The organism is Streptomyces sp. P9-2 (assembly GCF_051903975.1).
GTDB lineage: Bacteria > Actinomycetota > Actinomycetes > Streptomycetales > Streptomycetaceae > Streptomyces > Streptomyces cellulosae.
Genome location: NZ_CP192633.1, coordinates 935,198 through 961,545, shown reverse-complemented (window position 1 = coordinate 961,545; position 26,348 = coordinate 935,198). Strand labels below are relative to the sequence as shown.

Below are 26,348 nucleotides of genomic sequence, written 5' to 3'. Positions count from 1 at the left end.
TACGCACGGAAGAGTGGATGAGATGCTCCGCTACACGCTGATGCGCCTCGGGATCTTCGCGGGCTGCCTCGTTGTCGTCTGGGCCCTCGTCTACTCCGGTCTCGCGCCGCGCGGTCTCGGCGACTCCAACGGCCTGTGGATCGTGCTGCTCGCGCTGCTGATCTCCGCGCCGATCAGCTTCGTCGTCCTCCGCAACGAACGCGACCGGGCCTCCGAGCGCATCGTGCGCCGGGTGGAGCGCGCCAAGGCCAACCTGGAGGCCAACCGCTCCCAGGAGGACGCGGCCGACGACACCGCCCGTGCGCAGGGCCAGGCCTCGGGTCAGGCGCAGACGTCGTAACGTCCGCCACTCCCGCCCACCGCACCCAGGCGCCCCGGACTCCTCCCGACCAGGGAAGACCGGGGCGCTTTGCGTTCTATGAGTGCGTCTGCCCTCCCGCCTTCCAAAGTAAGGCTTTGAGCTTCTCAAAGTTCAGGTGTTACGGTCTTCGGGTGAAGTCAGCAGCCGTGTTCCCCACGCCCCGGAGTGTTCCGCTCGTGGCGCGCCTGCACGTGGATCTCTGCCGGGTCACCGCCGCGAACTGTCAGGCCTGACACCGCGCCCCACCCCGAGCCCTTCCCGTCACATCCCTCACGCGTCCCCCCTCACCGGAGCATGTCCGTGTCCTCGAACACGCAGTTGAAGCGGTCTGTCCGCGTGCCCTTCTGGGCCCAGATACTCATCGGCCTCGCCCTCGGCGTCCTGCTCGGCTGGATCGCCCGCAGCCAGGACGTGTCCTGGCTGGTCACCACCCTGGAGAAGGTCGGCGGCACCTTCGTCGGCCTGCTGAAGCTGGCCGTCGCCCCGCTGGTCTTCTTCGCGATCCTCGTCTCCATCACCAACCTCAGGAAGGTCAACAACGCGGCCCGGCTGGCCTCGCGGACCCTCCTCTGGTTCATGATCACGTCGCTGATCGCGGTGGCGATCGGCCTCGCGATCGGCCTGATCACCAACCCGGGTGCCGGCACGGGCCTCAGCCCCGCCGACGGCAGCCTGCCGGAGAAGACCGGCTCCTGGATCGACTTCCTCACCGGCATCGTGCCGACCGACGTGATCACGCCGTTCACCGAGCTGAACGTGCTGCAGATCGTCTTCATGGCCGCCGTCGCCGGCATCGCCGCCCTCCAGCTCGGTGAGAAGGCCCAGCCGATCCTCACCCTCAGCGAATCCGTCCTGGAGCTGCTGCAGAAAGCCCTGTGGTGGGTCATCCGCCTGGCCCCGCTCGGCACCGCCGGCCTCATCGGCAACGCCATCGCCACCTACGGCTGGGACCTGATCGGCAAGTACGCCACGTTCACCGCCGACATCTACGTCGGCTGCCTGATCGTCCTCTTCGGCGTCTACCCGGCGCTGCTCGCGACCGTCGCCAAGGTCGGCCCGGTGCAGTTCTTCAAGGGCGCCTGGCCCGCGATCCAGCTGGCGTTCGTCTCCCGCTCCTCCGTCGGCACCATGCCGCTGACCCAGAAGGTCACCGAGCGCCTGGGCGTCCCCAAGGAGTACGCGAGCTTCGCCGTGCCGTTCGGCGCGACCACGAAGATGGACGGCTGCGCCGCGATCTACCCGGCCATCGCCGCGATCTTCGTCGCGCAGATCTTCGACGTCCCGCTCGGCGTCGGCGACTACCTGCTGATCGCGTTCGTGTCGGTGGTGGGCTCCGCCGCCACGGCCGGCCTCACCGGCGCGACGGTCATGCTGACCCTCACCCTCTCCACCCTCGGCCTGCCGATGGAGGGCGTGGGCCTGCTCCTCGCCGTCGACCCGATCCTGGACATGATCCGCACCGCGACGAACGTCGCCGGCCAGGTCCTGGTCCCGGTCATCGTCTCCGCCCGCGAGAACCTGCTGGACCGCGACAAGTACAACGCGGTCCACGCCTCCCCGGTCGACGAGACCCCCGAGGTGGAGGACGCCCGCCCGGTGGCCGCGACGGCGTGACGCCTTCGCGACCGCGCCCAGGGGCGCATCCCGGCAACGAGACACGGGTGACCGTTGCTGGGGTGCGCCCCTTATGCATGGGCGGCCTCGTGGTGTGTGATCACCGGACCACACGATTCCCCGCGACCCAGTGCGGGGAGGGCACCACAGGCGAAGGGGGACCCCGTGGCACGAACGCGGGCGCAGAGCCTACGCAACGTCGCACAGTCGGTCGCCGGGGGCGCGGATCCGCGGGCCGCGGCGCGGGACGAGCTGCTCCGGCGCACCGGAGCCGGCGGCGGGCAGCCGTCGGGCGACTCGGGCGAGGGCGAGCGGTTCGAGACGGGCGAGGGCATGGATCCGGCCGACTTCCCGGCCGCGCGGGAGCAGGACGGCAGTTCCGTCGACACCGTGATGCGGCAGAAGTCCGTGTCGCTGGACGAGGCCGGCGAGGCGCTGAGCCGCAGCGAGCAGCTGCGGGAGGGCGGCGAGACCGTGCACGCCATCTACCCGATGGTGATGCCCAGGGGCCGCTCGCTGTTGTCCATGCTGCCGGTGCTGTCGCTGCTGGTCATCGGGCTGGTCGGCACGTCGGTCGTGTCCGCGGCCGGGGGCTGGAGCGTGACCTCGCCGCTGTTCGGGCTGCACTACTGGCTGATCGCGGTGGCCGCGGTCGCGTTCGTGTGGTGGCGGCAGGGCCTGGTCATGGTGCCGGACGGCTGCCAGGCGATGATCACCCGGTTCGGCAAGCTGGAGAAGGTCGTGGGACCGGGGCGGGTCACCCTGCTGAGTCCCTGGAAGCGGGTGTCGTACATCGTCAACACGACCCGCGAGTACCCGTTCAACGCGCCGGTGCGGGAGGCCCCCACCAAGGGTGGGGTGAAGGCGTCCATCGACCTGTTCATCCAGTTCCGGATCAGCGACCCGGTGGAGTTCGTCTACACCCTCGGCGCGGTGCGCGGCTTCGAGGAGAAGCTGGGCAACGCGGTCAGCGAGACCATCCGCAGCCTGATCTACGAGCAGGAGGCGGCCGGCATCTACGACATGGTCGGCGAGGACAGCGGTCGGCTGCTCGAGCAGCTGAACCAGCAGTTCCGCCCCGCCGTGGAGCTGACCAACGCCAACATCACGCACGCCGAGCCCGCGGACCGCCGTTACCGGATGGACCTGGCCGCGCCCGAGATGGTGCGCATGGCGAAGGAGGCGTACACCCACGAGTACGCGCTCCAGCTGCGCAAGGAGCAGGACGAGGGCGACCTCAACCGCGAGCTCGCCTCCAGTCACGAGACGCTGTCCGCGATCCAGGCCGACATCGCCCAGTACCAGGCGCAGATGGACACCGCCGTGGAGCGCGAGACCAACCGTGCCGAGGCGTTGGCCCGCCAGCGCTACGTGCAGGCCGAGTCCGAGGCGAAGGCCAACGCGGCCCTGCTGGAGGCGCAGGCCCTGGACATCCGCGCGGTGACCGCCGCGGAGGCGCCGGAGATCCTGGAGTACCGCTACCAGCAGCAGGTGCTCGACACCCTGGAAGAGGTTGCCGACCATCTGCCGCGCCTGGTGCGCATCGGCGGCGGGGGCGACGCGGCGGCCGGGATCGACTTCCTGGAGCTGGCCCGCGAACTCGTGGGCGAGCGCGGCGCCGAGCTGTTCGACGACGCCGAGATGGCCGCCGTACGGGAGCGGCTGGCGGAGGTGTCCGCGCGGATCGCCTCCCGTCAGGAGGAGATCACCGAGCTGCTGGAGGCCGAGCGGCCGACCGTCGTGCCGCAGATGCCGGGCGAGCCCGCCGAGGGCGACACCAACGAGGCGCCCGCAGGCGCCGCAGCCGAGGAGGTCCAGGCGTGAGTTCTGTCCGCAGTCACCGTCGTTCGGTCATCTCCGAGGCCGTCGCGCCCTGGGGCGACATCGCCCGCCTGCTGCGCGGCGGCGAGGCCGGCACCCTGCTGCCGGTCATCATCCCCAAGCACCGCCGCCGCCTGTGGTGGATGCTCCCGCTGTGGGTCGGCGCGTACGCGCTGCTGACCGGCGTGATGCTGTCCCTGAAGGAGTCCGGTTCCGACGGGCTCGGCGGCATGGCCGCCGGCGCCCTCGCCACCCTGTCCTACACCTTCGGCATGCTGCTGCTGGTGATCGGCGGGCTGTGGTGGTGGCGCTCCTCGATCGTCGAGATCGAGCAGGGCACCCACGGCGTGCTCACCCGGTACGGGGCCGTCGTCCGCACCCTGGACGCGGGCCGGCACTACCTGTGGCACCCGTGGTCGCGGGTCGACTTCGTCGTCGACACGGCCACCGAGATCCCGTACTCGGCGCCCGTCATGGCCTGCCCCACGCAGGAGAACGTGCCGCTGCGCTCCATCGAGTTCTTCCTGAAGTTCCGCATCACCGACGCGGTGCTGTTCGTCCGCACCATCGGCGCCGGCAACTTCGACCTGGTGCTGTCCAGCGCCGTGCAGGACGCGATCCGGCAGCGGGCCCGCAAGGTGCGCACCGAGCGCGCCTACGACCTGCGCGGCTCGGACGTCGCCGACATGCAGGACCTGCTCAACCGCCAGCTGGACCGCTACGGCGTGCGCGTCACCGGCTGCAACATCCCGGACGTGCAGCTCCCGGCGCAGTACCAGCAGCACCTCGCCACCCGTGAGCAGGTCGCCAAGGAGCGCACCGCCTACGAGCAGGAGTGGGGCCTGATCCGCAAGCGCCGTATCGACAGCCTCGGCATGGACATCGAGCGGGCGAAGAAGATCCGCGACGCCCGGATCGTCGAGGTGCGGGCCGCGCTGAACCGGGCCCGTGAGGAGGTCGCCCAGCTGCTGGAGCGGCAGGAGACCGAGGCCCAGCGGGTGCGTTTCGAGATCGAGACGCGCGGCCGCAGCGGTCTGATCGCCGCGGAGAACGAGGCCCGCGCCCAGCAGGCCCTCGCCAAGGCGTACCGGGACAACCGGGCGGTGCTCCGGTACGAGCTGGCCCGCAGGCGGCTCGAGGTCGGCTCACGACTGGCGGAGAAGGCGCCGCGTCCTGTGGTGGTGCGCACCGACGGCGGCACCGACACCTCGGCGCTGTCCACGCTGTTCACCGCGCAGCTGCTGCCCCGGCTCACGTCGGGCGACCGGGTGCTGAACGCCGGTGCGCTGCTGTCGGCGGAGGACGGCGGCCACGACCAGCGGTAGCGGCTGACCGTACGCTGTGTCCCATGGGTGCCGTGAAGACGAAGCGGATGCCGCGTGCGGTCCGTGAACAGCAGATGCTGGACGCAGCCGTACGGACCTTCGGGAACCGGGGGTACATGGCCGCGTCGATGGACGAGATCGCCGAACTGGCGGGCGTGTCCAAGCCGTTGGTGTATCTGTACCTCAACTCCAAGGAGGACCTGTTCACCGCGTGCATCCGCCGTGAGGCCAGGGCGCTCACCGAGGCGGTACGCGCGGGGGCCCGGCCCGGACTGCCGGCGGACCGGCAGCTCTGGTCGGGCCTGACCGCGTTCTTCGAGCACACCGCCCGCCGTCCCGACGGCTGGGCGGTGCTGCACCTCCAGGCGCGCACCCACGGCGAGGTGTTCGCCGCCGAGGTGGCGGCGATGCGCACGGAGATCGTCGCGTTCGTGACGCAGCTCATCCTGGCCGCCGCGCGGGAGGCCCACCGCGACCCCGACCTGCGGGAGGCGGAGGTGTCCGGGCTGGCGGAGGCGCTGGTCGGGGCGGCCGAGTCGCTCGCCGACTGGGCCAATGCCACCCCGGGTGTCTCCGCCCGGCAGGCGGCGACCACGCTGATGAACTTCGCGTGGGCGGGGCTCGGCGACCTGATGGCGGGGCGGCACTGGACCCCGCCCGACGACGGCGCGGACGCCCCGGCGCCTCAGAGCGAGGTCACCTCGCCGGTGAGGTGAACCCGGCCGCGGCCCCCGCGCAGGGCGAACCGCCCGCCGTCCGCCGCGTACGTCACCGTCCCGGGCAGCAGCACCGGCGCCCGGAACTCCGCCTTGACCTCGGCCGCGTCCGGGACGCCGTGGGCGGCGAGGCAGCGGGCGACGGTCCACATGCCGTGCGCGATGGCGCGGGGGAAGCCGAAGAGGCGCGCGGTGAGCGGGTGCAGGTGGATCGGGTTGCGGTCGCCGGAGGCGGCGCCGTAGCGGCGGCCCAGGTCACCGGGGAGCCGCCACTCCTCGACGGCGGGCAGCTCGGGACCCTCCTCGGTCCGCGTCTGCTCCTTCGCACCCGTCGTCCTGTGCCGGGCCAGGTATGTGCTGCGCGACTCCCACACCAGCTCGTCGCCGGAGCGCAGTTCCGTGACCACGGCCGCCTCGGTGCCGCGCCGGTGCGGGGCCAGTCCGTCGACGTACACGGTGAGGTCGTAGAAGGCGGCGGACGGGGTGGCGCGGTGCCGGGTGACGCCGATCGACGTGTGCACGAGCCCGAGCAGCGGCAGCGGGAAGCCGCGGGCGCTCATCAGCCGCATCGCCAGGGGGAAGCCCAGCACGTGCGGATAGGTCACCGGCAGGGTGTCCGTGGCGGCGGGGAAGCCGCACACCTTGGCGTACGCGGCCAGCTTCGCCGGGTCGGGGCGCAGGCCCGGCAGCACCAGCCGGGTGCGGGGGTGCGCGGCGGACGGGTCCGGGCGGCGGAACGGCGAGAGGACCGCGCCGCGGGCGAGCAGCGGGGCGAGGGACGGGGAGCGGGTGAGGACGGCCTCGGCCCGCTCCGGCGGGGTGGTCGTCATGTCACGCCCCCAGCAGGCTCTGGCCGCAGACGCGCACGACCTGGCCGTTGACCGCGCCCGAGCCGGGGTGGGCGAACCAGGCGGTGGTCTCGGCCACGTCGACGGGCAGACCGCCCTGCGCGAGGGAGTTCATCCGGCGTCCGGCCTCCCGGATGAACAGGGGCACGGCGGCCGTCATCTTCGTCTCGATGAAGCCGGGCGCGACCGCGTTCACCGTCACACCGTGCTCGGCGAGCGCGCGGGGCGCGAGGGCGCGGACGAAGCCGGTGACACCGGCCTTGCTCGCGCCGTAGTTGGTCTGTCCTGCGTTCCCGGCGATGCCCGCGATGGAGGCGGTGGCGACGATCCGGCCGTCGCGGCGCAGCGCCCCGGCCTCCAGGAGCGCGTCCGTGGTGCGCAGCACGCTGCCGAGGTTGACGTCCAGCACCGAACTCCAGCGGTCCTTCGGCATGTTGACCAGGCGGCGGTCGCGGGTGATGCCCGCGTTGTGGACGAGGACGTCCAGGCCGCCGGGGAGGGCCTCGGCGATGCGGGTGCCCGCGTCGGCGGCGGTCATGTCGAGCAGCAGCACGCTCCCGCCGATCCGTTCGGCCACCCGGCGGGCGTCCTCCTCGGCCTGCGGCACGTCGAGCACGACCACCTCGGCGCCGTCCCGGGCCAGGGTCGCGGCGACGGCCTCGCCGATGCCCCGCGCGGCACCGGTGACCAGGGCGGTGCGGCCGGACAGGGGGCGGTCGGCGTCCTCGGGGGCGGGGCTCTCCTGGTCGCCGACGGTGATGACCTGGCCGCTGACGTAGGCGGACTTGGGGGAGAGCAGGAAGCGCAGGGTGGACTCGGCGGCGGAGGCGTCGGTGAGGCGGACCAGGTTGACGGTCCTGCCTCCGCCGGTCTCCTTGCCGAGGGAGCGGGTGAAGCCCTCCAGCGCCTGCTGCACGGCGGCCTGGTGGTGGTCGGCGGCGTCGAGCGGCGCGCCGAGCACGACGATCCGGCCGCTCTCGGCGACCGACCGGACGACGGGGTGCAGGGCGGCGTGCACCTCGTCGAGGTCCGCGACGGTGCGCACCCCCGTGGCGTCCAGGACGACCGCGGCGGGCTTTCCGGCGGCCTCGTCGGTGGGAAGCCCGGTGCGGGCGAGGACGGGGGCGAGGTCGAGGCGGGAGGCGCCCGCGGTGAGGTGGAGCAGCCCGCCGTCCAGCGCCGGACGCTCGGCCGACCAGCGGCGCAGCGGTGCGGGCCGGGGCAGCCCCAGGCGGCGCGTGAGGAAGCGGCCCGGCGCGGTGCCGGTGAAGCTCAGATAGCGGTCGGCCATCGGGGACTCCCAGGTGTGCGGGCGAGGGGCTCGCTCAGTGCTGACTCTGGAGTAAGGTTACCGGAGGTAAGCCTATGTCACGGTTGAGGAGCAGGTCGAGATGAGCACCCTGAAGCCGGCCACCGTGCGGCGCGTCGCGGTCATCGGCGGCAGCCGCGTCCCGTTCGCCCGCTCCGACGGGCCCTACGCCACCGCCTCCAACCAGGAGATGCTCACCGCCGCCCTGGACGGCCTCGTCGAGCGCTACGGCCTCGAACGGCCGGGCGCGGTGGACGAGTTCGTGGCCGGCGCGGTCCTCAAGCACAGCCGCGACTTCAACCTCGCCCGCGAGACCGTCCTCGGCTCCCGCCTCGACGCCCGCACTCCCGCCTACGACGTCCAGCAGGCCTGCGGCACCGGACTCCAGGCCGTGATCGCCGCCGCCAACAAGATCGCCCTCGGCCAGACCGAGGCCGCGGTCGCCGGCGGCTCCGACACCGCGAGCGACGCGCCCCTGGGCGTCAACGACGACCTGCGCAAGGTGCTGCTGGAGGCGCGCCGTGCCACGTCCCTCGGCGCCCGCCTCAAGGCGCTCGCCAAGGTGCGGCCCGGTCACCTCGTGCCCGACATCCCGCGCAACGCCGAGCCGCGCACCGGTCTGTCCATGGGCGAGCACGCCGCCGTCACCGCCCGCGCCTGGGGCATCACCCGCGAGGCCCAGGACGAACTCGCCGCGACCAGCCACCAGCGGCTCGCCGCCGCCTACGAACGCGGCTTCTTCCAGGACCTGGTGGTGCCCTTCCGCGGTCTGGCCCGCGACCAGAACCTGCGCCCCGGCTCCACGGTGGAGAAACTCGCCACGCTGAAGCCGGTGTTCGGCGTCGACGGACCCGAACCCACCATGACGGCGGGCAACTCGACCCCGCTCACCGACGGCGCCGCCGTCGTCCTGCTGGCGAGCGAGGAGTGGGCCGAGGAGCGCGGCCTTCAGCCGCTGGCGTACCTCACCGCGTACGAGACGGCCGCCGTCGACTTCGTGCACGGCGACGTCGCCGACGGCGAGGACGGCCTGCTGATGGCACCCGCCTACGCCGTCCCGCGCATGCTGGAGCGGGCGGGTCTCGGCCTGGACGACTTCGACCTGGTCGAGGTGCACGAGGCGTTCGCCTCGCAGGTGCTCGCCACCCTGGCCGCCTGGGAGAAGCGCGGCCTGCCGCCCGTCGACCGGGCCCGGCTGAACGTGGCCGGCTCCTCGCTCGCCACCGGCCACCCCTTCGCCGCCACCGGCGCCCGCATCGTGGCGACCCTCGCCAAGCTGCTCGCCGAACGGGACGCCCCCGGCCGCGGTCTGATCTCGATCTGCGCCGCCGGCGGACAGGGCGTCACGGCCGTCCTGGAACGGCCCTGAACAGCGCCGATCCCGCCCCGGACGGGGGCATACCTGAGTGACCCTCACGTAACCCCCGACACTGCACACGCTTGATCCCGCTCCACCTCCGAACCGGCACGAACCCCTCACGCCAGAGCCGTACGATCTCCGCACGACCGGTGGCGTCCCGAGCCGCGGACGCCTCCGGTGAGCGCCTCGGCGTGCGAGGCACGTACGTCGTGGCACCCCGCAGTTCGCCTGCACGCCCCAGGAGCCGCCCGTGTCCACCCCGCACCACGCCACCGCTCTCGACGCCGACGTCCACGGAGCGCCCGTCCTCGTGCCGCCGGCCACCCGCCGGCTGGACGGGGCCGTCCGCGAGGCGTCCGTACCGCCGTTCGCGCAGCCGGTGCGGCACGGATCCCTCGCCGACCTGCCGTTCGAGAACGCGGACGTCGCGCCCGGCGACGTCGTCCTCAGCCGCAGGACCGGGGACGGCTCCTGGCGGGACGTCACGGCGGAGCAGTTCGCCGCCGAGGTCCTGGCCGCCGCGAAGGGACTCGTCGCCGAGGGTCTGACACCGGGCGACCGCATCGCGATCATGGCCCGCACGGTCTACGAGTGGACCGTCCTGGACTTCGCCGCCTGGGCCGCCGGCCTGGTCACCGTCCCCGTCTACCCGACCTCGTCCGCCTACCAGGCCCGCTGGATCCTCCAGGACTCCGGCGCCGTCGCCCTGTTCACCGAGACCGCCGGCCAGGCCGCCGCGATCGGCCCTGAACTGCCGCACCTGCCCGACCTGCGGCACGTGTGGGTCATGGAGAAGGGGCACGTCGACGCCCTCACCGACGCCGGCGCGCACATACCCGACCACGAGATCGAGGTGCGCCGGGGCATGCTCGGCCCCGACACCCTCGCCACCCTCGTCCACACCTCCGGCACCACCGGCCGCCCCAAGGGCTGCGCCCTCACCCACGGCAACTTCTTCGCCGAGGTGGACAACGCCATCGAGCTGCTCTACCCGGTCTTCCGGGACCGTACGAACGACGAGGCGTCGGTCCTGCTCTTCCTCCCCATGTCCCACGTCTTCGGCCGTATGGTCGCCATCGCCTGCGTACGCGCCCGGGTGCGGCTCGGGCACGCGCCCAGCCTGGCCGCCGAGGACCTGCTGCCCGACCTGGCGAGCTTCCGGCCCACCTGCCTGCTCACCATCCCGTACATGCTGGAGAAGGTGTTCAACTCCGCCCGCGCCAAGGCCGAGTCGGGCGGCCGCCGGTCCACCTTCGACCGCGCGGCCACGGTGGCCCGCCGCTACGGCGAGGCCCTGGAGGCCCGGCAGACCGGCACCGGCAGCGGCCCCTCCCGCTCCCTGAAGACGGCCCGCGCCTTCTACGACCCGCTGGTCTACCGAAGAATCCGCAACGCCATGGGCGGCCGAGTCCGCTACGCCATCTGCGGCGGCTCCCCGCTGGGCCGCGACCTCGCCGCCTTCTACGCCGGGGCCGGCATCGAGATCTTCGAGGGCTACGGCCTCACCGAGACCACCGGCGCCTCCACCGTGACACCCCCGCTGAAGCCCCGCCTGGGCACCGTCGGCTGGCCCCTGCCCGGCACGAAGATCCGCATCGCGGCGGACGGCGAGGTCCTGGTCTCCGGCGAGCACGTGCTGCGCGGCTACTGGGACCCGCAGGCGGGCGGCGTCGTGCCCGCCACCCGTGACGGCTGGTTCGCCACCGGCGACATCGGCGAGCTGGACGACGAGGGCTATCTGACCATCACCGGCCGCAAGAAGGAACTGATCATCACCGCGGGCGGCAAGAGCGTCGCCCCGGCCCCGCTGGAGAACTGGCTCCGCTCCCACCCCCTGATCTCCCAGGTGATGGTCCTCGGTGACCACCGCCCCTACGTGACCGCCCTGATCACCCTCGACCTCGACGGCATCACCCACTGGCGCCGGATGAACGGCAAGCACCCCGTCCCCGCGAAGCTCCTCGTCGACGACGAGGAACTGCGGGCGATCCTGCAGCGCGCCGTCGACGAGGCCAACAAGATGCTGTCCCGCCCGGAGTCCATCCGGCGCTTCGCCGTCCTCCCCGTGGACTTCACCGAGGAGGCCGGCCATCTCACGCCGTCGATGAAGCTGCGCCGCGAGGCGATCCTGAAGGACTTCGCGGACGACGTGGAGGCGCTGTACACGAGGTGACCCGGCCGTCAGGCGGGGTCCGGGCCACCTGGGGCGCGGGCCATCAGGAACGCCTGCGGGGTGGGCTCGCCCTGCCGCGCGTCCGGCTCCCGCACGGTGCGCTGCACCAGGGCGAAACCCGCAGCCTCCAGCAGCTCCGTGACCCGCTCGGGCCGCATCCGCCGGAAGTCCAGGGTGACCGGGTGACCCCAGGGACGCACGTGCCGCCGGGGCTCGTCGCCCATCTGGAAGGCCAGCAGGAGCAGCCCTCCGGGCGCCAGCACCCGCCGGAACTCCGCGTACACGGCGGGCAGGTCCTCCGGCGGCATGTGGATCGTCGAGTACCAGGAGACGAGGCCGGCGAGGGAACCGTCGGCGTGGTCCAGGGCGAGCATCGAACCCTGCTCGAACCGCAGCTCCGGGTTCTCCCGGCGGGCGATCGCCAGCATCGACGCGGACAGGTCGACACCGTGCACGTCCAGACCGAGCGAGGCGAGATACCCGGTCACCCGGCCGGGACCACAGCCCACGTCGGCCACGAGCGCGCCTCTGCCGACCAGTTCGGCGAACCCGGCCAGCAGGGACCGGTCCAGCGGGGTCGCGGCGGGCAGGTCCCGGAACATCGCGGCGTAGTCCTCGGCGATCGCGTCGTAGAAGGCGCGGGTGGCGAGGACGTGCTCCGGCTGGTCGGCGTGCGCGGGTCGGCTCGTGGTCATGGGCAGGACGCTACCGGCGCCCACTGACAGCCCCTCAGGACGCGTGCTGCCTACTGCACTCCGGCGGCCCGCAGCACCGCAGTGGCCGCCGCCGCGCCCAGCACCACCACGACGAACGGCGCCCGGCGCCAGGCCAGCACCGCGCCCACGGCGACCCCGGCGGGCCGCGCCCATCCGGCGAACTCCCCGCCCTCGGTCAGCGCACCCGTGGCCAGCAGCGCCACCAGCAGCACCACGGCCCCGGCCGACAGCAGCACCCGCACCCGGTCAGGCAGCTCCACCCGCCCGTGCAGCGCGGGCCCCACCAGCCGGAAGGCGTACGTCCCCACCGCGAGCACGAGCACCATCAGGGCGGTGCCGTTCATGGCTGTGGCTCCTTGTCCCTCGCGGGCGTACGTCCGTGCAGCAGGAGGCCCGTGAGCGCGGCCGGCACGGTGACGCCCGCCGGTACGGCCGGGGTGAGGGCCAGCGCGAGTACGGCGCCGGCCAGGGCGGCGCGGCGGACACCGGCGTCCTCACGCAGGGCGGGCAGCACCAGGGCGACCAGGACGGCGGGGAAGGCCGCGTCCAGGCCGTAGCGGGCGGTGTCCCCCAGCGTGCTGCCGGCCAGCGCGCCCGCGGCCACGCACGCGTTCCACACGGTGAAGAGCCCGATGCCCGAGACCCAGAAGGCGGCGCGGCGCCGGGCCGGGTCCCGCTGGGCGAGGGTGAAGGCCACGGTCTCGTCGGTCACCAGATGCGCGCCGAGCAGGCGGGCTAGCCGGGTCCGCCCGATGTGCTCGGCGACCGCGAGGCTGAACGCGGCCGTACGGGTGTTGAGCAGCAGCCCCGTGGCGGCCGCCGCGACCGGACCGCCGCCCGCGAGGAGCACGCCGACCGCGCTGAACTGGGCGGAGCCCGCGTACACCACCAGCGACATCACCACCGGCACCCACACGGGCAGACCCCCGGCGACCGCGATCGCCCCGAACGACACGCCGACGACGCCCCCGGCGAGGCAGACGAGGGAGACGTCGCGGAGCAGTGCGGCGTCGACGGCCGACGGTGTTCGCTGTACCGAACGCATGTTTTCTACAATGAACAGACGCCCTCGCGTTCGTCAAGCCGAACGAAACGACTTCTGGAGCGAACGACATGACCGACGGCACGCCGTCCCGCCTGCCCCTCGACTGGATCGCCGCGTCCCTGCGCCGCGAGCGCACCCGCGCGGGTCTCTCCCTCTCCGAGCTGGCCAAACGCGCCGGGATCGCCAAGTCCACGCTGTCCCAGCTGGAGGCGGCCGGCGGCAATCCGGGCATGGAGACGCTGTGGGCGCTGGCGGTGGCGCTCGGGGTGCCGTTCAGCGCGCTGGTGGAGCCGCCGGCGCCGACGGTCCAGGTGATCAGGGCGGGGGAGGGGCCGACGGTGCGCTCGGAGCGGTCCAGCTATGTCGCCACCCTGCTGTCGGCGAGCCCGCCCGGCGCGCGGCGCGACATCTACACCGTGAATCTGGAGCCGGGGACGGTACGCGCCTCGGACCCGCACATTCCGGGGACGGTGGAGCACATCGTGGTGAGCGCGGGGCGGGTCACGGCGGGCCCCGAGGGCGAGGAGGCGGAACTCGGCGTCGGGGACTACATGGCGTATCGCGGGGATGTGCCGCACCGCTATGAGGCGCTGGAGCCCGGCACGAAATTCGTGCTGATCATGCAGCACGTCTGAGCACGTCCGAGAACGGAAGTGCGGGCGAGGCGCGCCGTTCGGCGGGAATTCACCGGAGATTCTCCGGGGTCTTCCGGTGAGCCGGCCCCGGGAGGTCCCGGAGAAAAAGGCAGGAGCCCCGTTCGCCTTGCGGCGTGGGGCTCCTTGGGTACTGCTAGTCGTTCCCGGATCGGAGGATCAGGGTCAGGCCGGGGTGACGTTCTCCGCCTGCGGGCCCTTCGGGCCCTGCGTGACGTCGAAGGTGACCTGCTGGTTCTCCTCGAGGGACCGGAAGCCGGTCGCGTTGATCGCGGAGTAGTGGACGAAGACGTCGGGGCCGCCGCCCTCCTGGGCGATGAATCCGAAGCCCTTTTCGGCGTTGAACCACTTCACGGTTCCGGTAGCCATAAGCCCTCCTTGGGCTCAAAGGGTTGCCCTGCTCCAGAACCAGCAAGTGTGAAGACAATTCCGCACAACTGCATCCGTCTGAGAACGACGAGAGCCCGCGGTCACATGCTCCGCAGGCTCTGTACTGCAAGGGAAACCAAACTGCAACTTGCGACGAGCCTAGCACGGGGAGGCCGGTTCGCAATAGAGGTCAAGATCACGTCACCCGAATGTTTGAACGCCCCGTTCGTCACGCGCGTGCGTTCGAACCGGAGGGGGTGACCGCTGTGCCGCCCGGCGCAAGGTCTAGCCTCACGATGTGGACAATCCTCGCACCCGGCCGCGCGTCGGCCACATCCAGTTCCTGAACTGCCTGCCCCTCTACTGGGGCCTCGCGAGAACGGGCACGCTCCTCGACTTCGAGCTGACGAAGGACACCCCCGAGAAGCTCAGCGAGCAATTGGTGCAGGGCGACCTCGACATCGGGCCCATCACCCTGGTCGAGTACCTCAAGCACGCGGACCAGCTCGTCGCCTTCCCCGACATCGCCGTCGGCTGCGACGGCCCGGTGATGTCCTGCGTGATCGTCTCCCAGGTCCCGCTGGACCGCCTGGACGGGGCGCGGGTCGCCCTCGGCTCGACCTCCCGCACCTCCGTACGGCTCGCCCAGCTCCTCCTCGCCGAGCGGTACGGGGTGCGGCCGGACTACTACAGGTGCCCGCCCGACCTGAGCCTGATGATGCAGGAGGCGGAGGCGGCCGTCCTGATCGGCGACGCGGCCCTGCGCGCGAACATGGTCGACGGCCCGCGCTTCGGCCTCGAGGTGCACGACCTGGGCGCCCTGTGGAAGCAGTGGACCGGCCTGCCGTTCGTCTTCGCCGTCTGGGCGGCCCGCAAGGAGTACGCGGAGCGCGAGCCCGTGCTCACCCGCAAGGTGCACGAGGCCTTCCTCGCCTCCCGCAACCTCTCCCTGGAGGAGGTCGACAAGGTGGCCGAGCAGGCGGCCCGCTGGGAGGCCTTCGACGAGAAGACCCTCGCCCAGTACTTCACCACCCTCGACTTCCGCTTCGGCGGCCCGCAGCTGGAGGCGGTCGCGGAGTTCGCCCGCAGGGTGGGGCCGACCACGGGGTTCCCGGCGGACGTGAAGGTCGAGCTGCTGCAGCCCTAGGAGCGCACGGGGGCGAGCCGGGCGCCGGGTGGCCGTGACGCCGTGACCCGGTGGTGGGCGCCCGCGTGGCCGGTCCGGGTCCCCCGCCCGGTCCGGCCACTACGCTGCTGGATGGCAACGGCGTACCGGTGCGACGGGGGAGGGGTGGCGCCATGCGGCCGCTCGACACGGACGAACCCACGGTCGTGGGACCGTACCGGCTGCTCGGCCGGCTCGGCTCGGGCGGCATGGGCCGGGTCTACCTGGGCCGCAGCGCGGGGGGGCCGGACGGTCGCGGTGAAGATCGTGCACCCCCACTTCGCGCTCGACGAGGAGTTCCGCGCCCGGTTCCGGCGCGAGGTGGACGCGGCCCGGCGGGTCGGCGGCGCCTGGACCGCGCCCGTGCTGGACGCCGACCCCGACGCGCGCGTCCCCTGGGTCGCCACCGCCTACGCGGCCGGCCCCTCCCTCACGGCCGCCGTCACCGAACTGGGCCCCCTGCCCGGACACACCGTGCGCGCGCTGGGCGCGGGGCTTGCCGAGGCGCTGGCGGCGGTGCACGGGCTCGGCCTGGTGCACCGGGACGTGAAGCCGTCCAACGTGCTCCTCACCCTCGACGGTCCCCTGCTGATCGACTTCGGCATAGCGCGGGCGACGGACGGGACGGCGTCCCTCACCTCGACCGGCGTCTCGATCGGCTCGCCCGGCTACATGTCCCCCGAGCAGATCCTCGGCAAGGGCGTGACCGGCGCGGCGGACGTCTTCTCCCTCGGCGCCGTCCTCGCGTACGCCGCGACCGGCGCGCCGCCCTTCCCTGGCGACTCCTCGGCGGCGCTGCTCTACCGGGTGGTGCACGAGCCGCCCGAGCTGGACGGGCTGACCGGCGAGCTGCGCGAGGTGACCGAAGCATGCCTCGACAAGGACCCCTCCGCCCGCCCGTCCCCGGCCGACATCACCCGCCGCCTCGCCGGCGAGGGCGGCGCGGCCCGCCTGGTGGCGGGGGGCTGGCTGCCGGGCGCCCTGGTGGAACAGGTGAGCCGTGCCGCGGTGAACCTGCTGAACCTGGAGACGACGGCGGGCGGGTCGGCTGCCGGGGCGGCGGGTGGTACGGCCTCGGGGCCGGTGGGGTTCAGCAGCCCGTCGATCGGCGAGCACACCGCCGGGGGCGGCCCGCGGGAGGCGTCGCCGCCGGGAAGGCCGTCGGCGGGCAGCGTGTCCGGCGAAGGGCCGTCGGCGGGTGCGCCCGTCCCGGCCGCCTGGAGGCCGGAGGGAGCGCCCTCGTCGTCCGGTCCCGTCGCGGGCGCGTTCGGGCCGCCGCCCGTCATGCCGCCGGACGGCGCGGGCACGCACGCCGGGGTGCCGGAGCCCCGCCACGCGCCGGAGCGGGGCCCCGCCGGGACCGGAACCCCGCATCCGCCGACCCAGCCGGGGGACCGGGGCGGGTCCGACCCGGGCCGGTTGTCCGTCTCCGTGTCGGCGTCCTCCACGCCCGGCGCCGGCGGGCGGGGCCGCCGGGTCAGCTGCACGGTGGCGTTGGCGGTGGCGGGCGCGCTGGCCGCGGTGACCGTCGGCTCGGCGTTCGTGTCCGACCTGCTGCCCGGCACCTCCGGGGGCGCGGACGCCGACCAGGGCCCGAGCGGCGCCCGGCCCTCACCGTCCGCCTCCGCGACCTCCGGCACCGTGCCCGCCGCCTACGTCGGCACGTGGGAGGGACAGGCCACCTCCCGCGAAAGCATCACCATCCCGCTCGGCACGTTCCGCGTCACCCTCGAGGAGGCGCGGGTCGGCGAGCAGGTCGGCACGCTGCGGCACACGGACATCTTCGGCGGCGTCTGCGACGACGTGCTGACCCTCGAGGAGGTCACCGCCCAGCGCATCGTCACGACGTCCGTGGGCGCGCCGGGCAACCGGGACGTCTGCAACCAGGCCCGCCACACCGTCCTCCTCACCCCGGTCGGCGACGACCTGGTCTACGAGTCGGACAGCAAGGACTCCGGACGGCCGAAGGCCCGGCTCTCGAAGATCGAGTAGCCGGGCCTGCGAAGGAAGCGGGGGCCGGGGTCAGCCCGGGACGACGACCGTCCGCAGCTCGCCGTCGCCGAGGTGCAGCATGCCCTTGCCCGGGGCGATCTGGCCGCCGACCATCCCCCGGGACAGCCGGACGCCGATGAGGTCCCCGCTGGAGGACTCCTGCGGGGAGAGCAGGATGCCCCGGCGGGCCTTCTTCGCGTCGACCTGCCAGCCGGAGAAGCCGCTGCACACGTCCTCCTCGTCACCGGCGATGACGAGGGCGAGGCCGCGCTCCGTGCCGCGCGACACCAGCTTCTTCAACTGGCTCTCCGCGTCGCAGTCCTCCAGGATCTCCCCGTCGTCGACCAGCACGGCGATCGGCTCATCGGGGGACGCCTCGTCGACCAGCTCCTCGAACTCGTCCTCGTCGATGTCGTCGCCGGTGAAGACCTTCAGCACGCCCTCCGTGCCGTCCAGTTGGCGCAGCGGCGACTGACGGGGGGCGGCGATCACCAGCCGTGTGCCCTGTGCGAGGAACGACTGGGCGAAGTTCATCAGCACCGTCGAGCGGCCCGACTTGGCCGGACCCGCGATCACGAACGCCGGTACGCCGTCGGCGAGATCGGGGCCGAAGCCGACGATCTCGTCGCCGCCGATGCCGGCCAGACCGAACAGCTTCGACCGCGAGACGTCCGGGTCGCGCATCTCCCACGCCTCGGGGAACGAGATCCGGCTCGGCAGGCTGTCCACCCGGAACGGCCGCCGCGCACGCGGCACTTCGGCGTCCCGGGCGGCCGCCGCCTCGCCGATCGCGGTGAGCGCGGCCGCCTGCCCCTGACCCGTGGTGTCCTCGGCGAGCAGCGCGAACTGCGTCTCCGTGCCGGACTCGTTGCGGAAGGCGCGTCCCGGCGGGATCTCCTCCGGCACCTTGCGGGTGGGGATGCCGAGGGAGGAGAAGTCGCTGCGGTCGGCGAGCCGCAGACCGTACTTGTCCTCCGTGAGGCTCGCGATACGGCCCACCAGCAGCGTCCGGTCGCCGGTCAGCACCAGGTGGATGCCGACGCTCGCGCCCTCCCGCATCATGGTCTGCAGCTCGTCGGTCAGCGAACCGTGGTCGATCTCGCCGAGCGTGGGCACCCAGCCCTCCCAGCGGTCCAGCAGCACCACGATGTGCGGCAGCCGCTCGTCCTCGGCGGACGCGGCCCGCTGCTCCCCGATGTCCGCGAAGCCGGCATCCGCCAACAGGTCCTGGCGGCGCGACAGTTCGCCCTTGAGCCGGTTGATCAGCCGGACCACCCGCTCGGTCTGGTTACGGCCGACGACCGCGCCGCAGTGCGGCAGCCGGGTCAGCGCGTTGAGCGCGCCGTTGCCGCAGTCGATGCCGTACAGATGCACGTCCGCCACGGAGTGGGTGCGGGCCAGGGAGCCCGCGATGGTGCGCAGCACCTGCGAGCGGCCGCTGCGCGGGGCGCCGCCGATCATCAGATGGCCGAACGAGGAGAAGTCGACGACGACCGGGCGGCGGGCCTGGTCGGCGGGCAGGTCCTCGACACCGAACGGCGCCGGCGGCAGCGTGCCCGGCGCGGGCGCGTACGACGGCACCTCGATGTCGTCCAGCAGCAGCGTCTCGTCCAGGGCGGGCAGCCACGGGCTGTGCTGGGCGGGGATGCCGAGCGCGGCGTTGGCGTCGCGCACCGCGTCCACCAGCACCTTCAGGTCGGTGATCTCCTCGTCCTCACGCGCCTCGGACTTCGGCTTGGTGAGCGCCGCGCGGCCCAGGTCCTCCCAGGTCAGCGGACCCACCCAGGGCGCGAGGGCGGCCGGGTCCGCGGCGCCGGGCCGCCGCCCGCCGACGCGTCCCGACTGGAACGGCACGAGTGAGGCGTGCCCCAGCCGGGCGTAGGCGCGGCCGGGGGTGCTCTTGGAGATGTGACCCGCCTCGGGCGAGTCGATGACGTCCGTCGACTCACCGGCGTCCGTCACACGCAGCGCGATACGGAGGTTGGTGTTGGCGCGGATCTCGGGGGAGACCACACCGCTCGGCCGCTGCGTGGCGAGCAGCAGGTGGATGCCGAGGGAACGGCCTCGCTGGGCGATGTTCACCAGACCGGTGACGAAGTCCGGCAGGTCGCGCACCATCGAGGCGAACTCGTCGATCACGATGAGCAGCCGCGGCACCGGCGGGTGCGAGGGGTCGCGGCGCACCAGGTCCTGGTAGTCCTCGATGTCCTTGGCGTCGGCGGCGGCCAGGATGTGCTCGCGCCGCTTCAGCTCCGCGCCCAGCGACTCCAGCGCGCGCTCCACGAGATGGGCGTCGAGGTCGGTCACCATGCCGACGGTGTGCGGGAGTTTGACGCAGTCCTTGAACGCGGAGCCGCCCTTGTAGTCGACGAGGACGAACGTCATGTTCTCGGGGGTGTTGGCGACGGCCAGCGCCGCGACGATCGTCTGCAGCAGCTCCGACTTGCCCGAACCGGTCGTACCGGCGATGAGGCCGTGCGGGCCGTCCTTGCGCATGTCGATGCCGAACGGCCCGTCGTACGACTCGCCGATGACCGCGAGCGTCGACTGCCCGCCCATCCGCCAGCGCGCCACGATCGCGTCGCTCGTCGGCGGCTCCAGCTGCAGTACGTCCAGGAGACGGCTGGAGCCGGGCAGCGCCGAGTCCTCGGTCTCCCCGCTGATGTCCCGCAGCGGCGACAGGGAACGGGCCAGCCGCAGACACCAGGCGGGCGACACGAAGTCCGGCCGTACGTCCTTGATGCGCTCGGCGCCGGCCTCCTCCACGCGCAGCCGCAGCTTGTCGGGCGCCTGCCGTCCGCCGCGGCCGGGCTCGGGGGTGTCGCTGTGCCACGCCTGGAAGGAGGGGAAGCCGCCGGCGACGGCCGGCTGGGCGGCCGCACGGTCGCCGTGCTGCCGCTCCTGCTCCTCGGCGTGCGGCTCCGCCACGACGAACGCCTGGCACTCGCCGGGCAGGAACCGCTCCTCGGCGTCCAGGCAGATCGCGTACATCGACACCGAGGGGCCCTCGCGGAGCAGCCGCACCACACCGGGCAGCGACCGCAGCCGCCGCGAACCATCCCACACGACCACGATGTCCGGGTCGCTGAACGTCGTGCCCTGCGAGCGGTTCTGCTCGGCGGCCTTCTTACGGGCGTCGAGGATCTGCGTCAGTTCGCCGATCCGGGCGCCGACCGTCTCCGCGTCGGTGCCTATGAGGGCGTTCACGTCCTGGCCGCCGGAGGGGCGGGCGTGCGGCAGCCAGCGCACCCAGTCCCAGGACTCCTGCGCGGAGTTCTCGCTCAGCACGTAGAACTGCACGTCCATCGGGCTGTGCAGCGCGGCGGTCTGCCCGACGGCCCACCGCCCCAGCGCGCGCGCCGAGTCGCCGGGACCGGCCACGCCGATGACGCCGAGCCCGCGCAGGTTCAGCGCGACCGGGGCGTCCTCGATCTTCCAGGTGACCTGACGCCGGTGGTCGTCCTGCTCCGGGTCGTCGAGGACCACCTCGGACGGCATCTGTCCGGTGCCGAACCGCAGCAGCAGATGGTCGCGGTCGGTACGGCGCCGCTCCCACAGCCGGGTGCGGGGCCCGGTGCCCATGGACAGCACGGTCGCCGGGTCGGGGATGGCGTGCCGCCGGTCGTCGCGCTCCTGGACCAGCGCGTCCTGGGCGTCCTTCTCGATCCGGGCCTTCTGCTCCTCGTACTCCTCGACCTGCTTCGCGTGCGACTTGCGGCCGTGCTTCTTGTCGTTGAAGTAGTTGGCGAAGAGGAGGATCGGGCTGAGCGCCGCCATGATCAGGTAGTACCAGCGCTGGAAGATCGCCACCATGACGACCGAACCGACCAGCGGCGTCAGCGCCATGATCCAGGGCAGCGGCCGGGCCTCGTAGTCGCGCGGTTTGGAGGGCAGCCGGAAGCTGGTCTGCCGCTCGGGCCGGCGGAGCCGGGGCGGCCGGTTGTAGTCGAGGCCGACGCCGTCGTCGGACCACTTGAGGGCGGCGTTGGGAGGGGAGTAGCGGGCGAGTTCGAGAAGGCTGTTGCCGACGGCGATCTGCCCGCCGAGAGGCCAGTCGAAGCGCCCGCCGCGCTTGGGCCCCTGACTGCTGCCGTCGTCCTTCTTCTTCTTTTTCTTCTTCTTCTTCTGCTTCTTTTTCTTCCTGGAGGAGCTGTCGGAGTCGTCCCCGCTGGTCTCGGCGCGGCGCTTGTCCTCGTCACGGCGCTTCTGGGCGTCGGCGACGGGCTCGCCGTCGAGGGTGACGGTGTCGTGCTCGCCGTGCACGACGACCTGGCAGGTGCCGTCGGTGGCGACGGAGAGGGTCAGCGCGCGGGCCTCGACCTCGGGGTCGTCGACGCGGACGTACGAGGCGTTGCCGCTGCCGATGTCGTAGCGCCCGACGCCGAGCCGGTGGACGAAGCCGGCGGCGGGTCCGCCGACGACGCGCAGTTCGACGAGGCCGGTGGGCTCGCCGGGCAGACAGCCGGAGGGGTCCTGGAGGGAGACGACGGCGCCGTCGCGCAGGGGGGAGCCGACGACGGTCGCGGAGGGGTCGACGGCGTACCCGTCGACGTACACCATCGGCGTGTTCCCGGCGGGCGTCCGCCCCTGGTGCCCGATGGGGATGACCTGGGCGCCGGCGTGCCCGACCTGCGCGGCCAGCTCACGCGCGACGTCCCCCACGGTCGACTCGGGATCGGCATCGAGTACGACATCGGCGGAGTCCCCGCCGTACGGATCGACGACGGTCAGAGTCAGGCGCACGCTTGTCCTCCCCAGGCCCTGCGGCCGCTTCCACCCCGCGGCGCACAGTCCCGCCGACGATATCGGCTGGACCCGCCAGGAAGGCAGTCGGGGAGCGGGCCCGGTGTTCCCGGCAGCAACGGCGTCCACGGCTTGTGACCGTTGCCTTCACAAGGTGGGGATGTGGCGGCGCAGTTCACCCCCGTAAGCTTCTGCCGCAAGAGCGGACGATCACACCGGCGGGCCCGAGAGGCCCCTGAGCCGCAGGGGCCGCGACGGCAGGCCGGCAGTTCCGCGAACAAGGGAGCCACGGGGGTTGGCCCTGCGGCGTTGCGAGAGGGAGCGGCTTCATGGCCAAAGACCTTGACATCACATATCAGGACATGCGGGAAGCTGCCAAGCATGTCGTGAAGGAGAAGGAAAAGCTTCAGGAGAAGCTGGACGGCCTCCGCAAGTACATCAACAACCTCGTCAACTCGGGCTACGTCACGAAGAGCTCCTCGAAGGCCTTCGACGAGAACTTCGACGACTTCACCAACGGCGCGAAGACCACGCTGGACGGCCTCGACGGCATGGGCGACTACCTCACCATGGCGGCCGACAAGTTCGAGCAGATCGACGACGAGCTGGCGAAGGCGGCGCGGAAGTAACTTCCGGCCGCCGGGTGCGGTTACACCGGCCGGTGGGGCGGGCGAGCTGGAGCTTCCCGTCCCACCGGTCGGTGGTGGCGCACCTATGGATGCGAGGCGGGGGCGGGCGGCTGTTGAGGCGTCGGGTCGGGTGGGCCGTCGGCATCGGCGGTTATGCGCTTGCCGCCATCGCCGGGATGTACGTCCTGGCGGACGACGTCGGCCTCGCGGTGCAGGTTCCCTTGTGGGTGGTGCACGGCGCCCTGTTGTTCCTGGGGATGAGGAAGTTCGGGGCACGTGAGTCGAGCTCGTACGCGGCCCTTCGCATCGTGGTTGTGTCGAGCAGGACCAATGGAGGGCGACGGGCCGGGCGGAGCGGTGGGTTGCCCGCGGCCTACAGAACATCAGCCGGAGGCTGCGGGATTTCCCCGATCCAGCACCATTCGCCGGCGTCGGCTTGGGCATCGAGTCGGCTCGCTGTGCCGCTGTGCCGTGCCCTTCGAGGCACAGGTTCTTCTCCTCACGCAGGTGCCCTGATGGGCGGCATACGGGGCGTCGACTTCTGCGAAGATCGCCATCCAAGGCGCCCTCCACATGGGGATCAGTCGGTGACGTTCACCCAGAGACTTCTCACGAAGTCATCCACTGTGTCCGTGAAGACCGCCATCTTTCCCGGGTCGTCCCAGACCATGTAGAAGCACAAGTCGGTGTTGATCTGCTCCAACCTCCAGCCGTACCGCACAGTAGCCATGAGCTGGCCCTCCGGCGTGGACCAGTATCTCGTCGACCGCAGTCCCTCCCCCAGCCGCTCGGTGGCGAATGGGTCCACCTCGACGGGACGGACGAGGCTCTCTGCATCTGCCTGAACCATCGAACGCAGGGTGGTTTGCCGGTCTCCCTCGCACTCGGCCATGAGAATGAAGGCCGGCACGGGCGTTTGGTCGGGCGTCGGGATGAACAGGAAGGCCTGGTCCGCAGGGGTGAGTTTCGACAGAACTTGCGCAAAGGCATCCAGTTGCTGGCGAACGGCCTTTATGCGTCGTCTCTTCGGCCTCTTCTCATGGGCGCTCAACAGGGCTGCCGCGCACAACTCCGCCCACTCCTCGCGCTCGCCGTCGCTGTTCCAGCGCATATGGGTGGGAAACCACTGCAAGGTCTCTGAGTCTGTTTCCACCAGTCTCATTCGTAACTCCATCGGAACGTCGTCATGACGGCATCGAAAAGCTCTACCAGAATGTCTGCAAGTTCACTGTCCGGGCGTCCATCGGCAATGGTACTGAACGACACCGTCAGCCACTTCGGAGTGGCGTGGTTGGGTATCTTCAAGATGTATTCAACTCGTCTTGAGCAGTGCTCCACTTCACGGCTTGGGTCCGGCTGGGCCACACCGTCGACCCGGAATCCCGTCGCGCCGTCGATGGTCACTTCCTCGCTTTGTGAGGCATTCGGACGCAAGGAGCTGAGTACCATCGCGGAATCCATGCCCACTGATGACGCGGTCAGCGGCTCGGAGATGATGAAAGAAGCAGGAAGAGTCATGCCGTCAACGCGTTCCACCGGCAGGTGCAGATCCAGCGCGCGCGCTTCGCGCGCCTGTCGTGCCACCTTCCTGAGGCGCTTGATCAGCTCAAGGCGCGCCTTGGTGAGGTCATCGCGTGGAATGTCGGCGGGCAGCTCCTGCACGGATCCGTCCACGATGCGTTTGATCGCCTCGTTGGTGCCGGCGCGCAGGGGAATCATGTCCCAGCCTGGGGGAGGGACAAGCGTGTAGCCGGTAGGAGTTCCAGCGCTGGTGTCTTCGAAGGACGACTCAGTGGTTCCCGACACGTCGAGTCCTTTCCCATATCGCGGAACAGGCCACGAGGATCGGTGTGACCAGTGCTCCGACAACGCCCACCCAATAGCTGGTGATGATGGCGGGAAGGACAAGAAGGAAGGAGATACCCATGGCATGCGTAAGGCCTGCTGGGCGTCGGCTCCCTCGCGAGTGGCGTAGAAACAGCACGAACAGGCACACGAGAGCGGCCGACACCACGCCGCGCTGAAGCCACACCCAGGCCAAGCCCAGCGATTCAGGAATCAGGAAGGCGCCGCCGACATAGATGATGATGTAGGCGAACGGAATGATGAGGCACAGGCGGGCGAGCGACACAACTCCTCCGCCCAATCGTTCCCACAGTGATTTGGTCTCACTTCTGCGTGACGTCACGTTATTCATTTCCCTTTGCTGCTGTCACCATGAAGATCCGACGGGGGCTTTCCAAGTGTTCTCTTTCCATTCGTTGTAGCCGTCGCTCGACCACTTGTCGGGGAGTACTCCGTCTGTCGCCTTGGATGCAGCGCTCCAGGCGTCGCTCTGCCCGAAGGTCTTGTCCACGGCGTCCGCCCCGGCACCAGCGTAGATGGCGGCCAGGGAAATGCCGTACCCCGCCCTGGCCTTCGCAGTGTTGCCAACGGCTGCTTCAGGGAAGGCAGCCTTGTTCTTGGCGAACTGAGAGTAGATGCCATGGAGCTCGTCGTCACCGAGGTGTGCCCACTTGGCTCCCGCGCTCGACTCGGTCGCCTCCTTGGCCACCCGTCCGGCATCGTCAGAGATCTTCTTGCGGGTGAAGGTCAACAGGTCCTTGTAGAACTTCTTCGCGCCCTCGTCGGCGGTGTTCGAGATGGCTCTTTGCAGCGAGTTCATCATCGATTTGTGAGCACGCAAACCCGCCTTGAGTCCGGCTTGCCGTCCGGTGACGGCACCCGCCTTGGTTGCAGCATTGGCGCCCTTGAGCATCGTGAGGCCGGCTCGGCCGGCACCCATGGTCAGCAAGCCGACCGAGTCCATGGCTACTTCCATCCAACTGGCCTCTCCGGCCGCGGCAAGGATCGCTCTCGCGCCTAGGATGATTCCGCCGAGTGCCAGGGCAAGGACATTCAAGCCCGGGATGAACAGTGCGATGACGCCGATGATCGTCGCGGCCCATCCCAAAGCGTCCAACACCACCTTGATGGTGTCGATGTTGTCATGGATCCAGCCTTTGAAGTTGTCCCACCAACTGTCCTCGATCGCGTCGTCAAGCTGGTCGCGAATCTTGTCGGCGTGATGGCGAGCTCGTTCGTCCCTGCGCTCCTTGATGCGTTCGAGCTGCACCCGATACGTGTGCAACGGGTCGCTCTGGGCGCCGCTGGGTGACGCTGTGGGAGCCGGGGCCGTGCCCTCGCCGGACTCGGCCTTGGCCTTCTCAGCCTCGAGGTGCTCCTGCTCCTTCTTGGCGTTGGCCAGAACCTTGTCGGCCTCACCTTGGAACTCTTCGAGGTCGTTCGCCCAGTTGGTGAGGTGGCCGTGGACCCTCTCGTAACGGCTCGCCACCTGGTCGAGTCGTTTCTCCAGGCCCTCAGCCTCTTCCTGCAGCCTTGATGCGTACTTTCCCTTGAGTTCGTTGTCGCGACCGATACCGCGCAGAAGTGTGGCCTGCTCGCGAAGCGTGCTGGCCACCGACTTCATGTGCTTGACCTCGCTGTGTATTTCTTGCGGGTCCCCCGGC

General features: G+C 71.4%; 22 protein-coding genes and 1 pseudogene. 12 read left to right on the top strand and 11 right to left on the bottom strand.

The window, feature by feature from the left end; all coding sequences use genetic code 11:
- Positions 1-22: 22 nt before the first annotated feature.
- From ACQY0Z_RS04490 to ACQY0Z_RS04465, 6 genes are all read left to right on the top strand, one after another.
- Positions 23-340, top strand: a complete 318-nt coding sequence (locus ACQY0Z_RS04490; RefSeq protein WP_189903331.1) for a DUF4229 domain-containing protein — start codon at positions 23-25, stop codon at positions 338-340.
- A gap of 152 nt (positions 341-492) precedes the next feature.
- On the top strand, positions 493-594 hold the full coding sequence (locus ACQY0Z_RS04485) for a putative leader peptide (protein WP_337662763.1): 102 nt from the start codon (positions 493-495) through the stop codon (positions 592-594).
- A 61-nt stretch (positions 595-655) separates the two neighbouring features.
- Entirely contained in the window at positions 656-1,975 is a 1,320-nt protein-coding gene (locus tag ACQY0Z_RS04480) for a dicarboxylate/amino acid:cation symporter (protein ID WP_254585651.1), read from the top strand.
- 165 nt (positions 1,976-2,140) lie between these two features.
- A complete protein-coding gene (locus ACQY0Z_RS04475) occupies positions 2,141-3,799 on the top strand; it encodes an SPFH domain-containing protein (RefSeq protein ID WP_439811864.1) in 1,659 nt (552 codons plus the stop codon).
- Complete coding sequence (locus ACQY0Z_RS04470) at positions 3,796-5,121, top strand: SPFH domain-containing protein (protein WP_439811863.1); 1,326 nt, start codon at positions 3,796-3,798, stop codon at positions 5,119-5,121. The genes ACQY0Z_RS04475 and ACQY0Z_RS04470 overlap by 4 nt, the downstream gene beginning before the upstream one ends.
- A 23-nt stretch (positions 5,122-5,144) precedes the next feature.
- Positions 5,145-5,837, top strand: a complete 693-nt coding sequence (locus tag ACQY0Z_RS04465) for a TetR/AcrR family transcriptional regulator (RefSeq protein WP_019524426.1) — start codon at positions 5,145-5,147, stop codon at positions 5,835-5,837.
- Here the strand turns inward: ACQY0Z_RS04465 and ACQY0Z_RS04460 are convergent.
- Both ACQY0Z_RS04460 and ACQY0Z_RS04455 read right to left on the bottom strand, forming a co-directional pair.
- Positions 5,807-6,667, bottom strand: a complete 861-nt coding sequence (locus ACQY0Z_RS04460; RefSeq protein WP_439811862.1) for a MaoC/PaaZ C-terminal domain-containing protein — start codon at positions 6,665-6,667, stop codon at positions 5,807-5,809. The genes ACQY0Z_RS04465 and ACQY0Z_RS04460 overlap by 31 nt on opposite strands.
- A 1-nt stretch (position 6,668) precedes the next feature.
- Complete coding sequence (locus ACQY0Z_RS04455) at positions 6,669-7,976, bottom strand: 3-oxoacyl-ACP reductase (RefSeq protein WP_439811861.1); 1,308 nt, start codon at positions 7,974-7,976, stop codon at positions 6,669-6,671.
- A 100-nt stretch (positions 7,977-8,076) separates the two neighbouring features.
- Between ACQY0Z_RS04455 and ACQY0Z_RS04450 the strand changes: the two genes are divergently transcribed.
- Complete coding sequence (locus ACQY0Z_RS04450; protein ID WP_381724440.1) at positions 8,077-9,363, top strand: acetyl-CoA C-acetyltransferase; 1,287 nt, start codon at positions 8,077-8,079, stop codon at positions 9,361-9,363.
- Positions 9,364-9,604: 241 nt separating this feature from the next.
- Positions 9,605-11,527 carry an AMP-dependent synthetase/ligase gene (locus tag ACQY0Z_RS04445; protein ID WP_254585646.1) on the top strand — a complete coding sequence of 641 codons (1,923 nt, stop codon included), beginning with the start codon at positions 9,605-9,607 and terminating at the stop codon, positions 11,525-11,527.
- A gap of 8 nt (positions 11,528-11,535) precedes the next feature.
- On the opposite strand, the gene ACQY0Z_RS04440 is transcribed toward ACQY0Z_RS04445, so the two are convergent.
- Genes ACQY0Z_RS04440 through ACQY0Z_RS04430 form a run of 3 tightly spaced genes read right to left on the bottom strand, consistent with a single transcriptional unit; the run spans position 11,536 to position 13,288 of the window.
- Positions 11,536-12,222: a methyltransferase domain-containing protein gene (locus tag ACQY0Z_RS04440; protein WP_189903194.1), complete on the bottom strand. Its 687-nt coding sequence runs from the start codon at positions 12,220-12,222 to the stop codon at positions 11,536-11,538.
- Positions 12,223-12,272: 50 nt separating this feature from the next.
- Positions 12,273-12,587 carry an AzlD domain-containing protein gene (locus ACQY0Z_RS04435; RefSeq protein ID WP_189903196.1) on the bottom strand — a complete coding sequence of 105 codons (315 nt, stop codon included), beginning with the start codon at positions 12,585-12,587 and terminating at the stop codon, positions 12,273-12,275.
- The gene (locus tag ACQY0Z_RS04430; protein WP_254585645.1) at positions 12,584-13,288 is read right to left on the bottom strand and encodes an AzlC family ABC transporter permease; all 705 of its coding nucleotides are present in this window, start codon (positions 13,286-13,288) and stop codon (positions 12,584-12,586) included. The genes ACQY0Z_RS04435 and ACQY0Z_RS04430 overlap by 4 nt, the downstream gene beginning before the upstream one ends.
- Before the next feature lie 68 nt (positions 13,289-13,356).
- On the opposite strand from ACQY0Z_RS04430, the gene ACQY0Z_RS04425 reads away from it, so the two are divergent.
- Positions 13,357-13,923, top strand: coding sequence for a helix-turn-helix domain-containing protein (locus tag ACQY0Z_RS04425; RefSeq protein ID WP_439811860.1), 567 nt, complete (start codon positions 13,357-13,359; stop codon positions 13,921-13,923).
- A 183-nt stretch (positions 13,924-14,106) separates the two neighbouring features.
- Here ACQY0Z_RS04425 and ACQY0Z_RS04420 read toward each other — a convergent pair whose 3' ends face one another.
- Positions 14,107-14,310, bottom strand: coding sequence for a cold-shock protein (locus ACQY0Z_RS04420; RefSeq protein WP_006133199.1), 204 nt, complete (start codon positions 14,308-14,310; stop codon positions 14,107-14,109).
- Positions 14,311-14,608: 298 nt separating this feature from the next.
- Between ACQY0Z_RS04420 and ACQY0Z_RS04415 the strand changes: the two genes are divergently transcribed.
- Complete coding sequence (locus ACQY0Z_RS04415; protein ID WP_381724447.1) at positions 14,609-15,457, top strand: menaquinone biosynthetic enzyme MqnA/MqnD family protein; 849 nt, start codon at positions 14,609-14,611, stop codon at positions 15,455-15,457.
- A 152-nt stretch (positions 15,458-15,609) separates the two neighbouring features.
- A pseudogene (locus tag ACQY0Z_RS04410) lies at positions 15,610-17,467 on the top strand (protein kinase domain-containing protein).
- A 30-nt stretch (positions 17,468-17,497) separates the two neighbouring features.
- On the opposite strand, the gene ACQY0Z_RS04405 reads toward ACQY0Z_RS04410, so the two are convergent.
- Positions 17,498-22,210 carry an FtsK/SpoIIIE domain-containing protein gene (locus ACQY0Z_RS04405; protein ID WP_439811859.1) on the bottom strand — a complete coding sequence of 1,571 codons (4,713 nt, stop codon included), beginning with the start codon at positions 22,208-22,210 and terminating at the stop codon, positions 17,498-17,500.
- 329 nt (positions 22,211-22,539) lie between these two features.
- Here ACQY0Z_RS04405 and ACQY0Z_RS04400 point away from each other — a divergent pair, with 329 nt between their 5' ends.
- Complete coding sequence (locus ACQY0Z_RS04400; protein WP_078492978.1) at positions 22,540-22,839, top strand: WXG100 family type VII secretion target; 300 nt, start codon at positions 22,540-22,542, stop codon at positions 22,837-22,839.
- Positions 22,840-23,419: 580 nt separating this feature from the next.
- On the opposite strand, the gene ACQY0Z_RS04395 is transcribed toward ACQY0Z_RS04400, so the two are convergent.
- The 4 genes from ACQY0Z_RS04395 to ACQY0Z_RS04380 form a co-directional block, all read right to left on the bottom strand.
- Positions 23,420-24,001, bottom strand: coding sequence for a hypothetical protein (locus tag ACQY0Z_RS04395; protein ID WP_189903207.1), 582 nt, complete (start codon positions 23,999-24,001; stop codon positions 23,420-23,422).
- Complete coding sequence (locus ACQY0Z_RS04390) at positions 23,998-24,645, bottom strand: hypothetical protein (protein WP_189903208.1); 648 nt, start codon at positions 24,643-24,645, stop codon at positions 23,998-24,000. The genes ACQY0Z_RS04395 and ACQY0Z_RS04390 overlap by 4 nt, the downstream gene beginning before the upstream one ends.
- Positions 24,629-24,970: a hypothetical protein gene (locus tag ACQY0Z_RS04385; protein ID WP_189903210.1), complete on the bottom strand. Its 342-nt coding sequence runs from the start codon at positions 24,968-24,970 to the stop codon at positions 24,629-24,631. Before ACQY0Z_RS04385 ends, ACQY0Z_RS04390 begins: the two co-directional genes overlap by 17 nt.
- A gap of 81 nt (positions 24,971-25,051) precedes the next feature.
- Entirely contained in the window at positions 25,052-26,308 is a 1,257-nt protein-coding gene (locus tag ACQY0Z_RS04380; RefSeq protein ID WP_189903212.1) for a hypothetical protein, read from the bottom strand.
- Positions 26,309-26,348: the final 40 nt, after the last annotated feature.